Origin of the sequence: Variovorax sp. 22077 (assembly GCF_052044195.1) — a bacterium.
Classification (GTDB): Bacteria; Pseudomonadota; Gammaproteobacteria; order Burkholderiales; family Burkholderiaceae_C; genus Variovorax; species Variovorax atrisoli.
The window spans coordinates 18,993-32,675 of sequence record NZ_JBQEQC010000030.1 but is presented as its reverse complement, the minus strand read 5'-3'; the positions used below and the strand labels follow the sequence as shown (position 1 = coordinate 32,675).

At 67.6% G+C, this 13,683-nt stretch carries 11 protein-coding genes; 1 reads left to right on the top strand and 10 read right to left on the bottom strand.

Annotated features, from left to right (window positions below; translation table 11 throughout):
• Nucleotides 1-107: 107 nt before the first annotated feature.
• From ACTJLF_RS30680 to ACTJLF_RS30665, 4 genes are all read right to left on the bottom strand, one after another.
• A complete protein-coding gene (locus ACTJLF_RS30680) occupies nt 108-2,306 on the bottom strand; it encodes a histidine-type phosphatase (protein WP_440884555.1) in 2,199 nt (732 codons plus the stop codon).
• 118 nt (nt 2,307-2,424) lie between these two features.
• Nucleotides 2,425-3,357: a dimethyl sulfoxide reductase anchor subunit family protein gene (locus ACTJLF_RS30675; RefSeq protein WP_440884554.1), complete on the bottom strand. Its 933-nt coding sequence runs from the start codon at nt 3,355-3,357 to the stop codon at nt 2,425-2,427.
• A gap of 8 nt (nt 3,358-3,365) precedes the next feature.
• Entirely contained in the window at nt 3,366-4,202 is an 837-nt protein-coding gene (locus ACTJLF_RS30670; protein WP_440884553.1) for a 4Fe-4S dicluster domain-containing protein, read from the bottom strand.
• Nucleotides 4,199-7,138: a molybdopterin-dependent oxidoreductase gene (locus ACTJLF_RS30665; protein WP_440884552.1), complete on the bottom strand. Its 2,940-nt coding sequence runs from the start codon at nt 7,136-7,138 to the stop codon at nt 4,199-4,201. The genes ACTJLF_RS30670 and ACTJLF_RS30665 overlap by 4 nt, the downstream gene beginning before the upstream one ends.
• Before the next feature lie 82 nt (nt 7,139-7,220).
• Here ACTJLF_RS30665 and ACTJLF_RS30660 point away from each other — a divergent pair, with 82 nt between their 5' ends.
• The gene (locus tag ACTJLF_RS30660) at nt 7,221-8,165 is read left to right on the top strand and encodes a LysR family transcriptional regulator (RefSeq protein ID WP_020723278.1); all 945 of its coding nucleotides are present in this window, start codon (nt 7,221-7,223) and stop codon (nt 8,163-8,165) included.
• A 4-nt stretch (nt 8,166-8,169) separates the two neighbouring features.
• Here the strand turns inward: ACTJLF_RS30660 and ACTJLF_RS30655 are convergent, their stop codons facing one another.
• The 6 genes from ACTJLF_RS30655 to ACTJLF_RS30630 are packed head-to-tail and all read right to left on the bottom strand — an operon-like array spanning nt 8,170 to nt 13,647.
• Nucleotides 8,170-8,877, bottom strand: coding sequence for an ABC transporter ATP-binding protein (locus ACTJLF_RS30655; protein ID WP_019657106.1), 708 nt, complete (start codon nt 8,875-8,877; stop codon nt 8,170-8,172).
• Complete coding sequence (locus tag ACTJLF_RS30650; protein ID WP_019657105.1) at nt 8,867-9,601, bottom strand: ABC transporter ATP-binding protein; 735 nt, start codon at nt 9,599-9,601, stop codon at nt 8,867-8,869. Before ACTJLF_RS30650 ends, ACTJLF_RS30655 begins: the two co-directional genes overlap by 11 nt.
• On the bottom strand, nt 9,598-10,656 hold the full coding sequence (locus ACTJLF_RS30645) for a branched-chain amino acid ABC transporter permease (protein ID WP_440884551.1): 1,059 nt from the start codon (nt 10,654-10,656) through the stop codon (nt 9,598-9,600). The genes ACTJLF_RS30650 and ACTJLF_RS30645 overlap by 4 nt, the downstream gene beginning before the upstream one ends.
• Complete coding sequence (locus ACTJLF_RS30640) at nt 10,656-11,537, bottom strand: branched-chain amino acid ABC transporter permease (RefSeq protein ID WP_145761741.1); 882 nt, start codon at nt 11,535-11,537, stop codon at nt 10,656-10,658. The genes ACTJLF_RS30645 and ACTJLF_RS30640 overlap by 1 nt, the downstream gene beginning before the upstream one ends.
• Nucleotides 11,538-11,568: 31 nt before the next feature.
• Complete coding sequence (locus ACTJLF_RS30635; protein ID WP_019657102.1) at nt 11,569-12,816, bottom strand: ABC transporter substrate-binding protein; 1,248 nt, start codon at nt 12,814-12,816, stop codon at nt 11,569-11,571.
• Nucleotides 12,817-12,861: 45 nt separating this feature from the next.
• Entirely contained in the window at nt 12,862-13,647 is a 786-nt protein-coding gene (locus tag ACTJLF_RS30630) for a putative hydro-lyase (protein ID WP_019657101.1), read from the bottom strand.
• Between the last annotated feature and the right edge of the window lie 36 nt (nt 13,648-13,683).

Genomic DNA, 13,683 nt, shown 5'->3' with positions numbered 1-13,683 from the left:
GTTCTTTTTTGCAGCGTGCCGCCCCCCACAACCCCCCATCCGCGAGCCCGCACGCAGGTAGGCGGGATCGCGCGGCCGGCTTCGCCTGCTGCGAATCGAAAGCGGGCCTACTGCACCACGCGGCCGTAGCAGGACTTCAGGGCCGCATAGTCGTAGTAGTGGGCGGTACCGGCCTTCTTCGCACCGTCGCACGCGGCCTTGAAGTCGGTTTCCTTCTCGTTGTATAGCATCTTCACGAGCAGCTTGCCGCTGCCGTCAGCGTACACGTCCCATTGCATGTTGGCGGCCATGGGCGACACGTATTCGCCGCGCCATGGGTTGCTGCCGTAGCTGAAGCTGGCCGCCGCGGGCACGCCCTGGTCCACGCCCTTCAGCCCCATGCGAACGGCGAAGGGCATGATGATCTCGGCGTGCGCGAAGCGCAGCTTGGCGGCATGGGAGCGATCGCCGCGCGCAATGGCATCGACCTCGTTGAACATGTCGTCCACCAGGATCTGCGACATGCGCGAGGTGATGTCGCCCTTCTCGGTCATGCCGGGGCCCTTGTCGTAGAAGTCGGACCCGTCGTTGAGCGCCGCGAAGAACTTCGCCTGCGCCGCCGGCATGTAGGCGGCGAAGTCGACACCGGCCTCGCTGCGCATGGCTGGAGCGATCACGTAGAGCTCGTACAGCAGCGACCCGGCATCGCCCAGGGACTTGATCGTGGTCTTGCCGTCGCCGTCGATGCTGGAAAAGAACTTGCCGTCGTCGCTCGCGAAGCTGCGGGAGCCGGTGTTGGCGAAGCTGTAGCTGCCGTCGGCGATCTTGTCGACGAAGCTCTTGGCGAACAGCCGCTCCAGCAGCACGCGGCCGGCCGCCGCTGCCTCCGGCGTGACCGTGAGGCCGCTCTGCTTGGCGGCGAGATCGGCATCGCCGGACTTGTAGGCCTGGTAGGCCTGGCTGTCCCGATAGGTCGTGTAGAGCGGATCGTCCGTCTTGCTCACCAGGTCGGTGGCTTTCACGAGCTTGTGGAAGTAGAGCAGGAAGCGGTTGGTGCCGGCCGGTTGGCTCGCCGCCGTGCCGGTGTCGGGGTACGGCGCCGGTGCCGGCGGATAGGTGACGAGCGGCGCCAATGCAGGCTGCGTCGCCTTGAGCGACTGCACGAAGAAGCTGCCGCTGTCGACCGCGCGATCGACGCCGGAAGTCACGGTCACGATCTGCCGCGGCGCCGAGCCTGCGCTGTCGCCGACCGGCTTCCAGAAGGCCGGCAGGCGCTGCAGAAGCCGGGCCGCCAGCTGCGTGTGCTCATTGATGCCGACCTGCGTCTCGTTGCCATAGCCCGGCTTGGTGATGCCCGCGACGCCGTAGCCCAGCAGGAAATTGGCCTTCATGATCTTCAGCACGTCGGCCCCCAGCTTCTGGCCCAGCGGCGTGAGCGCGCCGTCGTCCCGCGCCTTCTCCCACATGTTGTAGACCGCCAGGTCGTACTTGAGGCTGGACAGGCCGCGCGAGCCGTGGCGCGCGATCATCTGCGTGTAGACCGGCGAGAAGCCCGCGGGCGGCGCTTCGTAGGTGCTGACGTCCTGCTGCGGGCGGTAGGGAGCCTTGGTCTGGTAGTAGCGGTCGGTCAGCGCTGCGGCGGTCAACACGGCCTTGATGTCGTCGCCGCTGGCCGACGCAGCGATCGCATCGCGGATGCGCTGCAGCCCTTCGTCGGATGCAGCCTTGAGCGCGGCCTTCGCCACGGGGTCGGCCTCGGTGTTGAAGTCTCCGAGCAGCTTGGCCGCGATCACGCCCACGGAGATGGCCACCTTCGCGGTGGCAGCCTTGAAGTCGATGCCGCCCGCTTCCATTTCGGCGACCACCGCGGTCGAGTGGAAGTCGACGACGCCCGGCGCCTCCTTCGGCGCACGCAGCACAAGCCGGGAGGTCACGGGCTTCGAGGTGGAGGTGGCGGGGTCGAGTTCGGTGGCGTCGGTGCCGATCTCGGCCACGATGCCGGCGCCCGTACCTGCGAGCGTGTATGCACCCCGCTTGTCGGTGCGGGTGGATGGCTCGCCGTCATCGCAACGGCCGTTGGCATTGGTGTCGAGGCAGACCTTGGCGTTGACGAAATAGCTTCCGACGACCATGCCGCTGGTGCTGGCCGCTGCCGGCGCCGCTGCCGGGGCTGGAGCCGGCGCAGGAGTCGCAGCGGCGGGCAGCGGCAGGAACGAGTTGCCTGAACCTCCGCCGCCGCCGCAGGAGGCCAGCAGAACTGCGAGCAGGCCGAGTGATGAAGCTGGCAGGCATGCCAGGGCGCGGTTGCGTGAAAGGTTCGGCAGCATTGGAAGGACCGTGGACAAAAGGCCCGAATCCTTCCATGCGCAGGTGACGTGCCCATGACGCTCGAGCACCCTCACTCGGCAGCCAAGGCTCGGGCCGCCCCTCCAATCGCCTCGAGCCTCAGGAAACGACCTGGTAGTACAGGTTCTGCGGATGCCGCGCCTGCGCAAAGAAGAACCAGCGCTCGGCCAGCAGCCCCGGCGCCTGCACCAGCGCCGCGAGCACCCACGGCAGTGCGCCCCCGACCGTCAAGCCCCATGCCAGCAGAAACACGGGCAGCACGAAGGCCAGCAGAAGAAAGCCGAGCTTCATGTTGCCCAGCACGGCGAGCGATGCGCCATGGAAGAACTCGCGCGTGTTGAACGACCCGGCCGACATGCCCATCGACTTCTGCACCAGCTTCTGCGTGCGGATGCCGGTGGCCGACTGGAGCGTCGACTTGTGGCGGATTCCCGCATTGCGCCGCAGCGCCGTGGCGCGTGCAGCCCACGCCGCCAGCGTGGCACCCAGCGCGAAAGGCCCGAACACCTGCAGAAAGCGCGCCTCGCCGGCCAGCGCCGCCATCGCGCAGGCCAGCACCAGCCCCGACGACAGGCCGATCAGCGTGAAGTTGACGATGGTCAGCGGATGCGCCCATTCCTCGATGAAACGCAGGCAGGCATAGATCATCGCGGTGCAGTACCAGAGCAGCAGCGCGCCGCCCAGCGCCAGCATGGGCAGCAGCCACGACCAAGGCGCGCCCAGGCCCGCGCGCAGCGACAGCCACCACAGCGCCACCAGCGCGATGAAGGCCGGCAGCACGATCACTTCGCGCGACATCCACGAGGTGCGCCACATCAGCACCGCGCGCCATGCGCGCGTCTTGCGGCCCAGGTGCATGAAGGATGCAGCGAGTCCCGCCACCAGCAGCACCTCGGCCACGCTCAGCGCAAGGCCCAGGAAGCCTGGCGCGAGTTCGATGCCGAAGAGCACGGCCAGGGCAAGCGCGAACACCAGCCCCTGCGCGGCGCCGGCCAGCGTGGTGAAGAAAAGGATCGAGAACGCCGGATGCATGTTGCGGCCTACTCCTGCTCTTGCGTCGACGACGTGATGCGCCGCGGCAGGTAGCGGTTGGCCGGGTTGGTCTCCCACTCCGGCATCAGCTGGTAGCCGCCGCGTTCGCGTATCGCCTTCGACACTTCGGAGTCGGGGTCCTTCACGTCGCCGAAGAGACGTGCGCCGGTCGGGCAGGCCTTCACGCAGGCGGGCTTGCGGTCCTCCTTGGGCAGCTGCTCGTCGTGGATGCGGTCCACGCACAGCGTGCACTTGGTCATGACCTGGCGCTCCTCATCCAGCTCGCGCGCGCCGTAGGGGCAGGCCCATGCGCAGTACTTGCAGCCGATGCACTTGTCGTAGTCGACGAGCACGATGCCGTCCTCCTTGCGCTTGTAGCTCGCGCCCGTGGGACACACGGGCACGCAGGGCGGGTCTTCGCAGTGCAGGCAGCTCTTGGGGAAGTGGATGGTCTCGGTGGCCGGAAAGGCGCCCGCTTCGTAGGTCTGCACGCGATTGAAGAAGGTGCCGGTGGGGTTGGCCGCATAGGGCCGCTCGTCGGCCAGCGGGCCAGCGCTGCCGGAGGTGTTCCACTGCTTGCACGAGGTGACGCAGGCGTGGCAGCCGACGCAGACGTTGAGGTCGATGACGAGGGCGAGCTGTTTGGCGAGGGTTTCGCCCTGCTCGGCGCGTTGGGTTGCATTACTCCCTCCCCCTCTGAGGGAGGGTTGGGGTGGGGGCACGCCGGCCTTCAATGCGACAAGGCTTCCCGTTGCTCCGCCGATGCCCCCACCCCTGCCCTCCCCCAGAGGGGGAGGGGGCAAGACCGGGGCGGACGTCATGAGGTCCCTGAGCCACTGCATCATTTCCGAGCCCTCCCCGCAAAGTACGTCAGAACACTCGCCGCCTTGCCCAGCACCCCAGGCACGGCCGGCATGCTCGCGACCTGCGGATAGCTCTCCTCAGGCTCACCCGGCTCGGCCGGCCGTATGCGCACGCGCACGTCGTACCAGCCCGCCTGCCCGGTGATGGGGTCGGAGTTGCTGATGGTCCCGCTCGCGGTGCCTGCACAGGGCAGCTCCTCGCTGATCAGGTGGTTCAGCAGGAAACCCTTGCGCGCCTCGTCCGCGCCCGGCGCGAGCTGCCATGCGCCGTCGGCCTTGCCGATGGCGTTCCAGGTCCACACGGTGCCGGGCTCCACCGCCTCGCTGTGGCGCAGCATGCAGCGCACCTTGCCCCAGCGGCTCTCGACCCAGCACCAGCCGCCGTCGGCGATGCCTGCGGCCTGCGCGGTCACCGGGTTCACGTGCAGGTAGTTGTGGCTGTGGATCTGCCTGAGCCATGCGTTCTGCGAGTCCCACGAGTGGTACATGGCCATCGGCCGCTGCGTGAGCGCATTGAGCGGGAACGCATCGAGATCGGTCGCCGCTTCTTCCAGTGGCGGATACCAGAAGGGCAGCGGATCGAAATACGTGTCGATGCGCTCGCGCAGCGCATCGGGCGGCTGCCGACCCGGGGCCTTGCCCTGCGCCGCGAGCCTGAAGCTCTGCAGCGTGTCGGAGTACAGCGCCAGCTGCACCGGGTCGTTGCGCTGGCGCCAGCCCTTGTCCTTCGCGAAGTCGAGGTACTCCCGGTTCCAGTTGCGCATGTAGTGCATGGTCTCGGGCATGTGGTAGTGGAAGACGCAGTTGTTCTTCTCGTAGGCCTCCCACTGCTTCGGGTTCGGCGCGCCGCGCAGGTGCTCGGTGCCGTCCTTGCCGCGCCAGCCCATCAGGAAGCCGATACCCGGCTGCGGCTCGAAGTTGACGATGAAGTCCGGGTAGCCGCTGTACTTGCGCCCGCCCTCGGGCGTGGTGAAGGCCGGAAACTTCAGCCGCGAGGCCAGCTCGATCAGCACCTCCTGGAAGGGCTTGCACTGCCCCGTGGGCGGCACCACCGGAATGCGGACCGAGTCGACGGGCCCGTCGAACTCCGAGATCGGACGGTCGAGCATGCCCATCACGTCGTGGCGCTCGAGGTAGGTGGTGTCGGGCAGCACGAGGTCGGCGAAGGCCACGGTCTCGCTCTGAAAGGCGTCGCACACCACCAGGAAGGGGATCATGTGCTCGCCCTTCTCGTCCTTGCGGTTGAGCATCTCGCGCACCGCCATCGTGTTCATGCTGGAGTTCCATGCCATGTTGGCCATGAAGATCAGCAGCGTGTCGATGCGGTACGGGTCGCCCTTCACCGCATTGGTGATCACGTTGTGCATGAGCCCGTGCGCCGACAGCGGGTGCTCCCACGAGAACGCATGGTCGATGCGGATCGGCGAGCCGTCGGGGTTGATCGCCAGTTCGTCGGGGCTGGCCGGAAAGCCCAGCGGCGCGGCATTGAGCGGCGTGTTCGGCTGGATCATGCCGGGGTCGTTGAAGGCCCTGTAGTTCGGCACGATGTGGCGCGGGTACGGCGCCTTGTGCCTGAAGCCGCCCGGCGCGTCGATGGTGCCGAGCACGCTCATCAGCACGGCCAGCGCACGTACCGTCTGGAAGCCGTTCGAATGCGCCGCGAGTCCGCGCATCGCATGAAAGGCCACGGGCCGCGCCTGCGTGGTCTCGTGCTTCCTGCCCCATGCGTCGGTCCACGGAATGGGCAGCTCGAAGGCCTGCTTCAGCGCCGTATCGCCCATCTCCCGCGCCAGCTTGCGGATTCGCGCCGCGTCGATGCCGGTGATGGCCTGCGCCCACTCGGGCGTGCAGCTCGCCACGCGCTCGCGCAGCAGCTGGAACGAAGGCGCGACGCGCGTGCCGTCGGCCAGCGTGTAGTGGCCTTCGAGCGCGGGGTCGCAGCCATCGGCGATGCCTTCGGGGTACGCGGGCTTCACGCTGCCGCTGGCCTTGTCCCACACCAGCTTGTTGTGCGGATTGCGGCCGTCGCCCGGCGGGCCGCGCTCGGGATCGAAGGCGAACAGCCCCTCGCGCTCGCAGTCGTCGAGCACCACCAGCTGCGGCGCGTTGGTGAAGCGCTTGAGGAATGCGTGGTCCACCAACTCGTTGCCGATCAGCTCGTGCAGCAGCGCCATGAACAGCGCGCCGTCGGTGCCGGGCTTGATCGGAATCCACTCGTCGGCAATGGCCGAATAGCCGGTGCGCACCGGGTTGATGGAGATGAAGCGGCCGCCAGCGCGCTTGAACTTGCTGATGGCGATCTTCATCGGGTTGCTGTGATGGTCCTCGGCCGTGCCGATCATCACGAAGAGCCTGGCGCGCTCGAGGTCGGGCCCGCCGAATTCCCAGAAGCTGCCGCCGATGGTGTAGATCATTCCCGCGGCCATGTTGACCGAGCAGAAGCCGCCGTGCGCCGCGTAGTTGGGCGTGCCGAACTGCCGCGCGAAGAGGCCGGTGAGCGCCTGCATCTGGTCGCGCCCGGTGAAGAGCGCGAATTTCTTCGGATCGGTGGCACGGATCTTCGCGAGCCTCTCGGTCAGCATGTCGAAGGCGCGCTCCCAGCTGATCGGCTCGAACTCGCCCGCGCCGCGCTCGCTGCCGGCCTTGCGCAGCAGCGGCTGCGTGATGCGCGCGGGGGACACCTGCTTCATGATCCCCGAGGAGCCCTTGGCGCAGATCACGCCCTGGTTCAGCGGGTGGTTCGGGTTACCGTCGATGTAGCGGACCTCGGGGCCCTTCTCGCCCTCGCGCAGGTGCACCCGGATGCCGCAGCGGCAGGCGCACATGTAGCAGGTGGTGGTCTTGACCGTGGTGTCGGCCGTGGGCGTGGGCGCTGCCAGCGGGTCGTGCACGGGCTCGTGAGACAGGAAGCTGAACACTTGGCGGTCCTTTGTTTTCAGGCGGGTCCGTTCGATGGTATGCAGCCTCGATCAAACGAAAAAGCAGAGAATATCGCTCACCATGACCGGAAAAACTGATCAGCAGCAGGGCACGGCATCGAGCCCCCGCCTGCGCCTGAACCTGCGCCAGCTCGAAGTGTTCGTCGCCACCGCCCGCGAAGGCAGCACCCGCGCCGCGGCCGACCGCATCGCGCGTTCGCAGTCGGCGGCCAGCAGCGCGCTGGCCGACCTGGAGTCTTCGGTGGGCGTGCAGCTCTTCGACCGGCTGGGGCGCCGGCTGGTGCTCAACGAGAACGGCCGGGCCCTGCTGCCCAAGGCGCAGGCGCTGCTGGACCAGGCTGCAGAGGTCGAAGCGCTCTTCAGCGGCGAGCATGCGGCGCCGCTGCGTGTGGCGGCCAGCTTCACCATCGGCGAATACCTTTTGCCGGAGCGGGTGTCGACCTGGACGGCACTGCATCCGCAGAGCCAGGTGCACCTGCACATCGCGAACACGCACGACGTGATCGAGGCGGTGGCGGGCTTCGACGTGGACGTGGGCTTCATCGAAGGCCCGCAGACGCACCCCGACCTCGTGGTGCGGCCCTGGCGCGAAGATGAACTGGTGATCGTCGCCGCGCCCGGCCACGAGCTGGCGGGCCGCATCGCGACCCACAGGCAACTTTCGCAGGCCACGTGGGTGCTGCGCGAGCATGGCTCCGGCACGCGGCAGGTGACGGACGCATGGCTGATCCAGAACCTGGAGCAGGTGCACGTGGGCTTCGAACTGGGCAGTACCGAAGCCATCAAGCGCGTGGTGGCTTCGGGCACCGGGCTCGCATGCCTGTCGCGCTACACGGTGGCGCAGGCGCTGGAAGACGGGCACCTGGTGGAACTGCGCACGCGCCTGCCAGCCGGGATGCGGCGGCTGGCGACGGTGATGCATCGTGACAAGCTGCTGGGCCGCGCGACGGCGGATTTCCTGCGCCACTGCGGCGCGGTGGTCCCGCGCCCCTCCACCTCTCGCTAGGCCTCTAGATGCCCAGGTAGGCGCGACGCACTTCAGGGTTGTCGCGCACCTCGGCCGCCGTGCCGGACAGGATCACCCGCCCCGTCTGCAGCACGTACGCGCGTTCGGCGATCTGCAGGCTTTCGGCCAGGCGCTGCTCGACCAGCAACACGGTGACGCCGGCATCGCGGATGGCCACGACCGCGTCGAAGATCTCGTCGACCAGCTTGGGCATGATGCCCTGTGAAGGCTCGTCGAGCATCAGCAGGCGCGGACGGGTCATCAACGCACGGCCGATGGCCAGCATCTGCTGCTCGCCGCCGGAGAGCGTCTCGGCGCGCTGCGGCAGCCGCTCCTTCAGGCGCGGGAACAGCTTGAACACCATCTCCAGCGGCGCTTCGCGATCGGCCTTCTTGCGGTGCAGGTAGCTGCCCAGGCGCAGGTTGTCCGCCACCGACAGGCGCGGGAACAGGCGCTTGCTCTCGGGCACGAAGGCCAGCCCGCGCGCGGCGATCTGGTGACCCGGCAGCGCCTCGATGCGCTCGCCGGCGAAGCTGACTTCGCCCGAGCGCGGCTTCACCATGCCTATCAGCGACTGCAGCAGCGTGGACTTGCCCGCGCCGTTGGCGCCGGCGACGACGACGATCTCGCCCTCCTTCACCGAGATGGAGATGTCGGAGATGGCGACGAGCCCGGCATAGGCCGAAGTGAGCCCGCGGACTTCAAGCAGCATGGTGGCGCTCTCCCAGGTAGGCGGAAATGACGGCGGGGTCGCGCACGACGTCGCGCGGCGATCCTTCGGCGAGCACCTGCCCGAGGTTCAGGACCAGGGCCCGGTCCACCAGCGGCATGACGACTTCCATCACGTGCTCGACCATGACCACGGTGACTCCTGCATCGCGCACCTTGCGGATCAGCTCCACGCCCAGCCGCGCTTCGCTGGGCGTGAGGCCTGTCAGCACCTCGTCCAGCAGCAGGAGCTTCGGCCTGGTGGCCAGCGCGCGGGCCACCTCGAGGCGGCGTTTCTCCGGCGGGGTGAGCTGGTGGGTCGGGGTGTTGGCCTGGCGTGCCAGACCGGTGAACTCGAGCATCTCCAGCGCCGCGTGGCGGGCAGCCGACGCGCCGGCATGGCGCACGAAGCTGCCGATCATCACGTTCTCGACCACGCTCATCGAATCGAAGGACCGCGGCACCTGGTAGGTCCGGGCGATGCCCAGCGCGCAACGTCTCGTGGCGGGCAGCGCGGTGATGTCCCGCCCTTCGAAGTGGATGCTGCCGGAGGTAGGCGGCAAGGCACCCGCAATCAGGTTGAACAAGGTCGACTTGCCTGCCCCGTTGGGGCCGATCAGGCCGAGGATCTCACCCTTGCGGATCTGGGCATCGACGTTGGAGTTGGCCACCAGGCCGCCGAAGCGGCGCGTCACCTGGCGAGCCTGCAGGAGGATGTCGCCGCTCATACCGCGACCTCCTTTCGGCGCCCCTGGCGCAGCGGCCACAGGCGGACCAGACCCTCCGGCTTGAGCAGCGCCACCGCCATGACGAGGCCGCCGTAGATCATCAGGTCGAGGCCCGAGCCCGAGCCGCCCATGTAGCTGCGCGAGAGCTCGGTCAGCGGAATCAGGATGACCGCGCCAAGCATCGGACCCCACAGCGTGCCGATGCCGCCCAGCACGACCGGCAGCACGATCAGCAGCGAGAAGCGGAACTGCAGCACGCTGTCCGGGTCGACGTAGGAAACGAAGGCCGCGTAGAAGCCTCCGCCCACGGCGGTGAGGAAGGCCGAGATGGCCGCTGCCGCCAGCTTGGAGCTGAGCACCGTCACGCCCAGGCTCTCGGCAGCCTCGGGGTTGTCCTTGACTGCGCGCCACCAGTAGCCCCAGCGCGAGTCCTCGATCAGCCAGCAGATGAACCAGGTGAGCGCCAGCAGGCCGACCGCGAAGTGGATGTAGGGCGTCTTGTCGCGGGCGAATTGAAGGGTCGCCCAGCTGTCCTCGCCGAAGGGCCACTGGATGCCCGAAGCGCCGCCCAGCCATTCCCAGTTGTGCACGATGAGCAGCCCCATCTCGGCGATCACGATGGTGGCGATGGAGAAGTAGTGCCCCTTCAGCCGGAAGCAGCCGTAGCCCAGAACCACCGCCAATGCCGCGGCCATCAGCCCGCCGCCCAGCATGCCGAACCAGGGCAGCAGGTTGAAGCCGACGTAGAGCTTGCTGGTGGCATAGGCACCCACTCCGAAGTACAGCGCGTGCCCCAGCGAGATCTGGCCGCAGTAGCCTCCGAGGATGTTCCAGGCCTGCGACAGGGCGGCGTACATCAAGGTGAGCACGATGACGTTTCGCAGATAGGCGTTCTGCACGACCAGCGGCGACAGCGCGGCGAGTACGAAGATCACCAGCGCAACGACGAGCTGCATGCGGCGGCGCCGGCCGAAGCTGTGCACCGCGTCGTCGGCTGCGTTGGTGGAAGCCGCCACGGCGGGTGCCGTGGTGGCAGCGAGGATCGTCGGTTGCATCAGAGTCTTCCGAAGAGGCCCTGCGGACGCAGGAAGATGATGGCCAGGTAGAGCACGTAGATGCCCATGGACTTCATGGCCGGCGGCAGCACGACGGCCGTCAGCGCCTCGACCAGGCCGACGACGATGCCAGCCGCGAAGGCGCCGAAGACGCTGCCGAAACCGCCGAGCGCCACGGTGATGTAGGCGATGGTGCCGAACGCGGCGCCGACTTGCGGATGGATGTAATAGAAGGTGGAGAGCACCGCGCCCGCCACGCCGACCAGTGCCGCGCCCATGCCCCAGCCCAGCGCGAAGACCCGGTTGCTGTCGATGCCGACCAGCGCCACGGCGCCCTTGTCTTCCCGCGTGGCTTCCAGCGCGCGGCCGAAGTCGGAGTGCTTCATCAGCAGGTACAGGCCGCCGAAGGCGATCAGGGAAACCACCGCGCCGAACACCTGCGGCAACGGCAGGAACAGACCGCTCAGCTCCAGCGTCTTGCCGCCGAGCCAGCCGTTGTCGCCGATGTTGCGGTAGTCGGGCGTGAAGAAGAACTGCGCAGCGCCCTGGATCAGCGTGGCCAGGCCGAAGGTGGCGAAGATCTGCACCATGCCGGCGTTGACCTTCACCCGCAGCGCATGGCGCACCACGCCGACGTAGACGCTGGCCCCGAAGATGAACATCACGGCCGCCACGAGCGGCAGGGCCAGCACGGGGTCGATGTGGAAGAAGACGAAACACCCGAAGGTGGCGTACATGGCCAGCATCATGAATTCGCCATGGGCGAAGTTCACGACGTCCATCAGCCCGAAGATGAGAGACAGGCCCACGGCGACCATGCCGTAGATCAGCCCCATCAGCAGGCCGCTGGCCAGGATCTGCATCAATGCGGAAGCGGTCATGGTGCGAACGGCGGCGTTGCGAACAAGGCGCTCAGGCGTTCATCGGCCACGCCAGCTTGGCGGTGGCGACCTCGAACGGATACACGGTGACGAAGCGGCCCTTGGTCCACTGGATCAGCACCGGGTTGGCAAAGGTGTTCTGGCCGGTGGCATCGAACTTCACGCGCGACCACGGCATGATGGTTTTCTCGCCCGGGATGTCGGTGGCGGCGAGCGCATCGCGGATCTTGCGCGGGTCGACCGATCCGGCGCGGTCGATCGCTTCGGCCAGCACCATCAGGGCGCTGAACTGGCGGGATGTCTGGTCGTTCATGTCGCGGCCGGCCTTGGCCTTGAACATCGCATTCACGGCCTTCGCAGAGGCGCGCTTCTCGCCCATGTCCTCGGAGAAGCTCGCGCGGCTGATCATCCCGACCAGCTTGTCGCCGACCGCGTCGAGCGCCGGCTTTTCGACGAAGCCCGCGGCCTGCGCGACGATGTTGCGCGGCTTGTAGCCCAGCGATGCCATCGTGTTGGTCAGCAGGATCGCGTCGGTGGTGTAGCTCGATGGCATGAGCACGTCCGGATTGGCGTTCTTGATCTGCTGCACTTCCGCGGTCAGCGACGGAGAGTTGTTGCGGTACTTGATGTCGCAGGCGATCTTGTAGCCGCGATCGGTGGCGAGCTTGCGCTGCACGGTGGAGGAGTCAGTGCCGAAGATGGTGTCTTCGTAGAAGAGTCCCACCGAGCCGATCTTCTGGCCCTTGGCCTTGAGCGCATCCATGAAATCGAACATCGCTTCGGAGAACATCTCGTCGTGCGCCGCCGTGCGGAAGAAGAACTTCAGGTTGCGGCGGCTCAGGCTGGGCGAGGAGGAATCGGCGCAGACGAAGGGCACGCCGTAGCGCTCGCAGGTCGCGCTGACCGTGGTGGACACCGACGAGTGATAGCAGCCCACGATGGCGCAGACGCCATCCTGCGTGATGAGGCGCTCGGCCTCCGAGCGGCCCTTCTGCGGATCGGCCTGGTGGTCGGCATAGACCACGCGCACCTTGGCGCCGCCCAGGTTGGCCAGGCCGGCATTCCTGGCGGTCGGCAGGTCGAGCGCACTCGCGTTGTTGATGATGTCCAGCGCGGTCTCGAAGGCCTGCTTGGCGTCGATGCCGACCTGCGCGCTGGAACCGGTCAGCGGATAGATCGCGCCGACGACGACCTCCTTGCCCTGGGCCAGCGCCTCGGTCCATGCGCCCTGAAGAACGGCCGCTGCGCCCGCGCCGAGAAGAACTTGCCTGCGTTTCATCGAATGACTCCTGGTGAGGATGAGTGACGGAATCGGAGAGCCGCTTCAGAACACCGCGAGGTGGCTGTTGCGGACGTCGGTGACCAGCATGTGGCCGGGCTTGTGGGTGATCGCGAAGGGCAGGCGGGCCGAACGAATCGCCTGCTGCGGCGTGACCCCGCACGCCCAGAAGACGGGAATCTCGCCGGGACGGATCTCCGCGGCCTCGCCGTAGTCGGGCGCGTCGATGTCGGCGATGCCGATCTCGGCCGGATCGCCCAGGTGCACCGGCGCGCCGTGCGTGCTGGGAAAGCGCGACGTGATCTGCACGGCGCGGATGGCCTGCGCCGCCGTCATGGGCCGCATGCTGACCACGCCCATGCCGCCGAAGCGTCCGGCGGTACCGTTGGGGCGGTTGGTGTCGTACATCGGAACGGTGGTGTTCTGCTCGATGTGGCGAACGGGCACGCCGCCTTCCAGCAGCGCCTCCTCGAAGGACAGCGAGCAACCGATGACGAAGCCGACGAGGTCATCGCGCCAGAGTTCGCGCAGATGGGGCACTTCGGCGACCTTCTCGCCATCGCGGAAGAGGCAGTAGCCAGGAACGTCGGTGCGCAGGTCGATGTCCTCGCCGAGCTCCGGCACGGCCGGATCGCCGACCTTGGTGATGCCGATCACCGGGCACGACTTGGGGTTCAGCCGGGCGAAGCGCAGGAACTCGTCGGCGTACTCGCCGGGCATGATCGCGAGGTTCCCCTGGGTGTAGCCCGGGCACTGCCCGGCGGTCTGTGCGGTGAACCGGCCGGCACGTACGAGCTGCCTGAAGGCAAGGGGCGAAGAAGCGACGGTCATGGCGTTTCGGCGTGTGAGCAAGGAAGTTGCTTACTT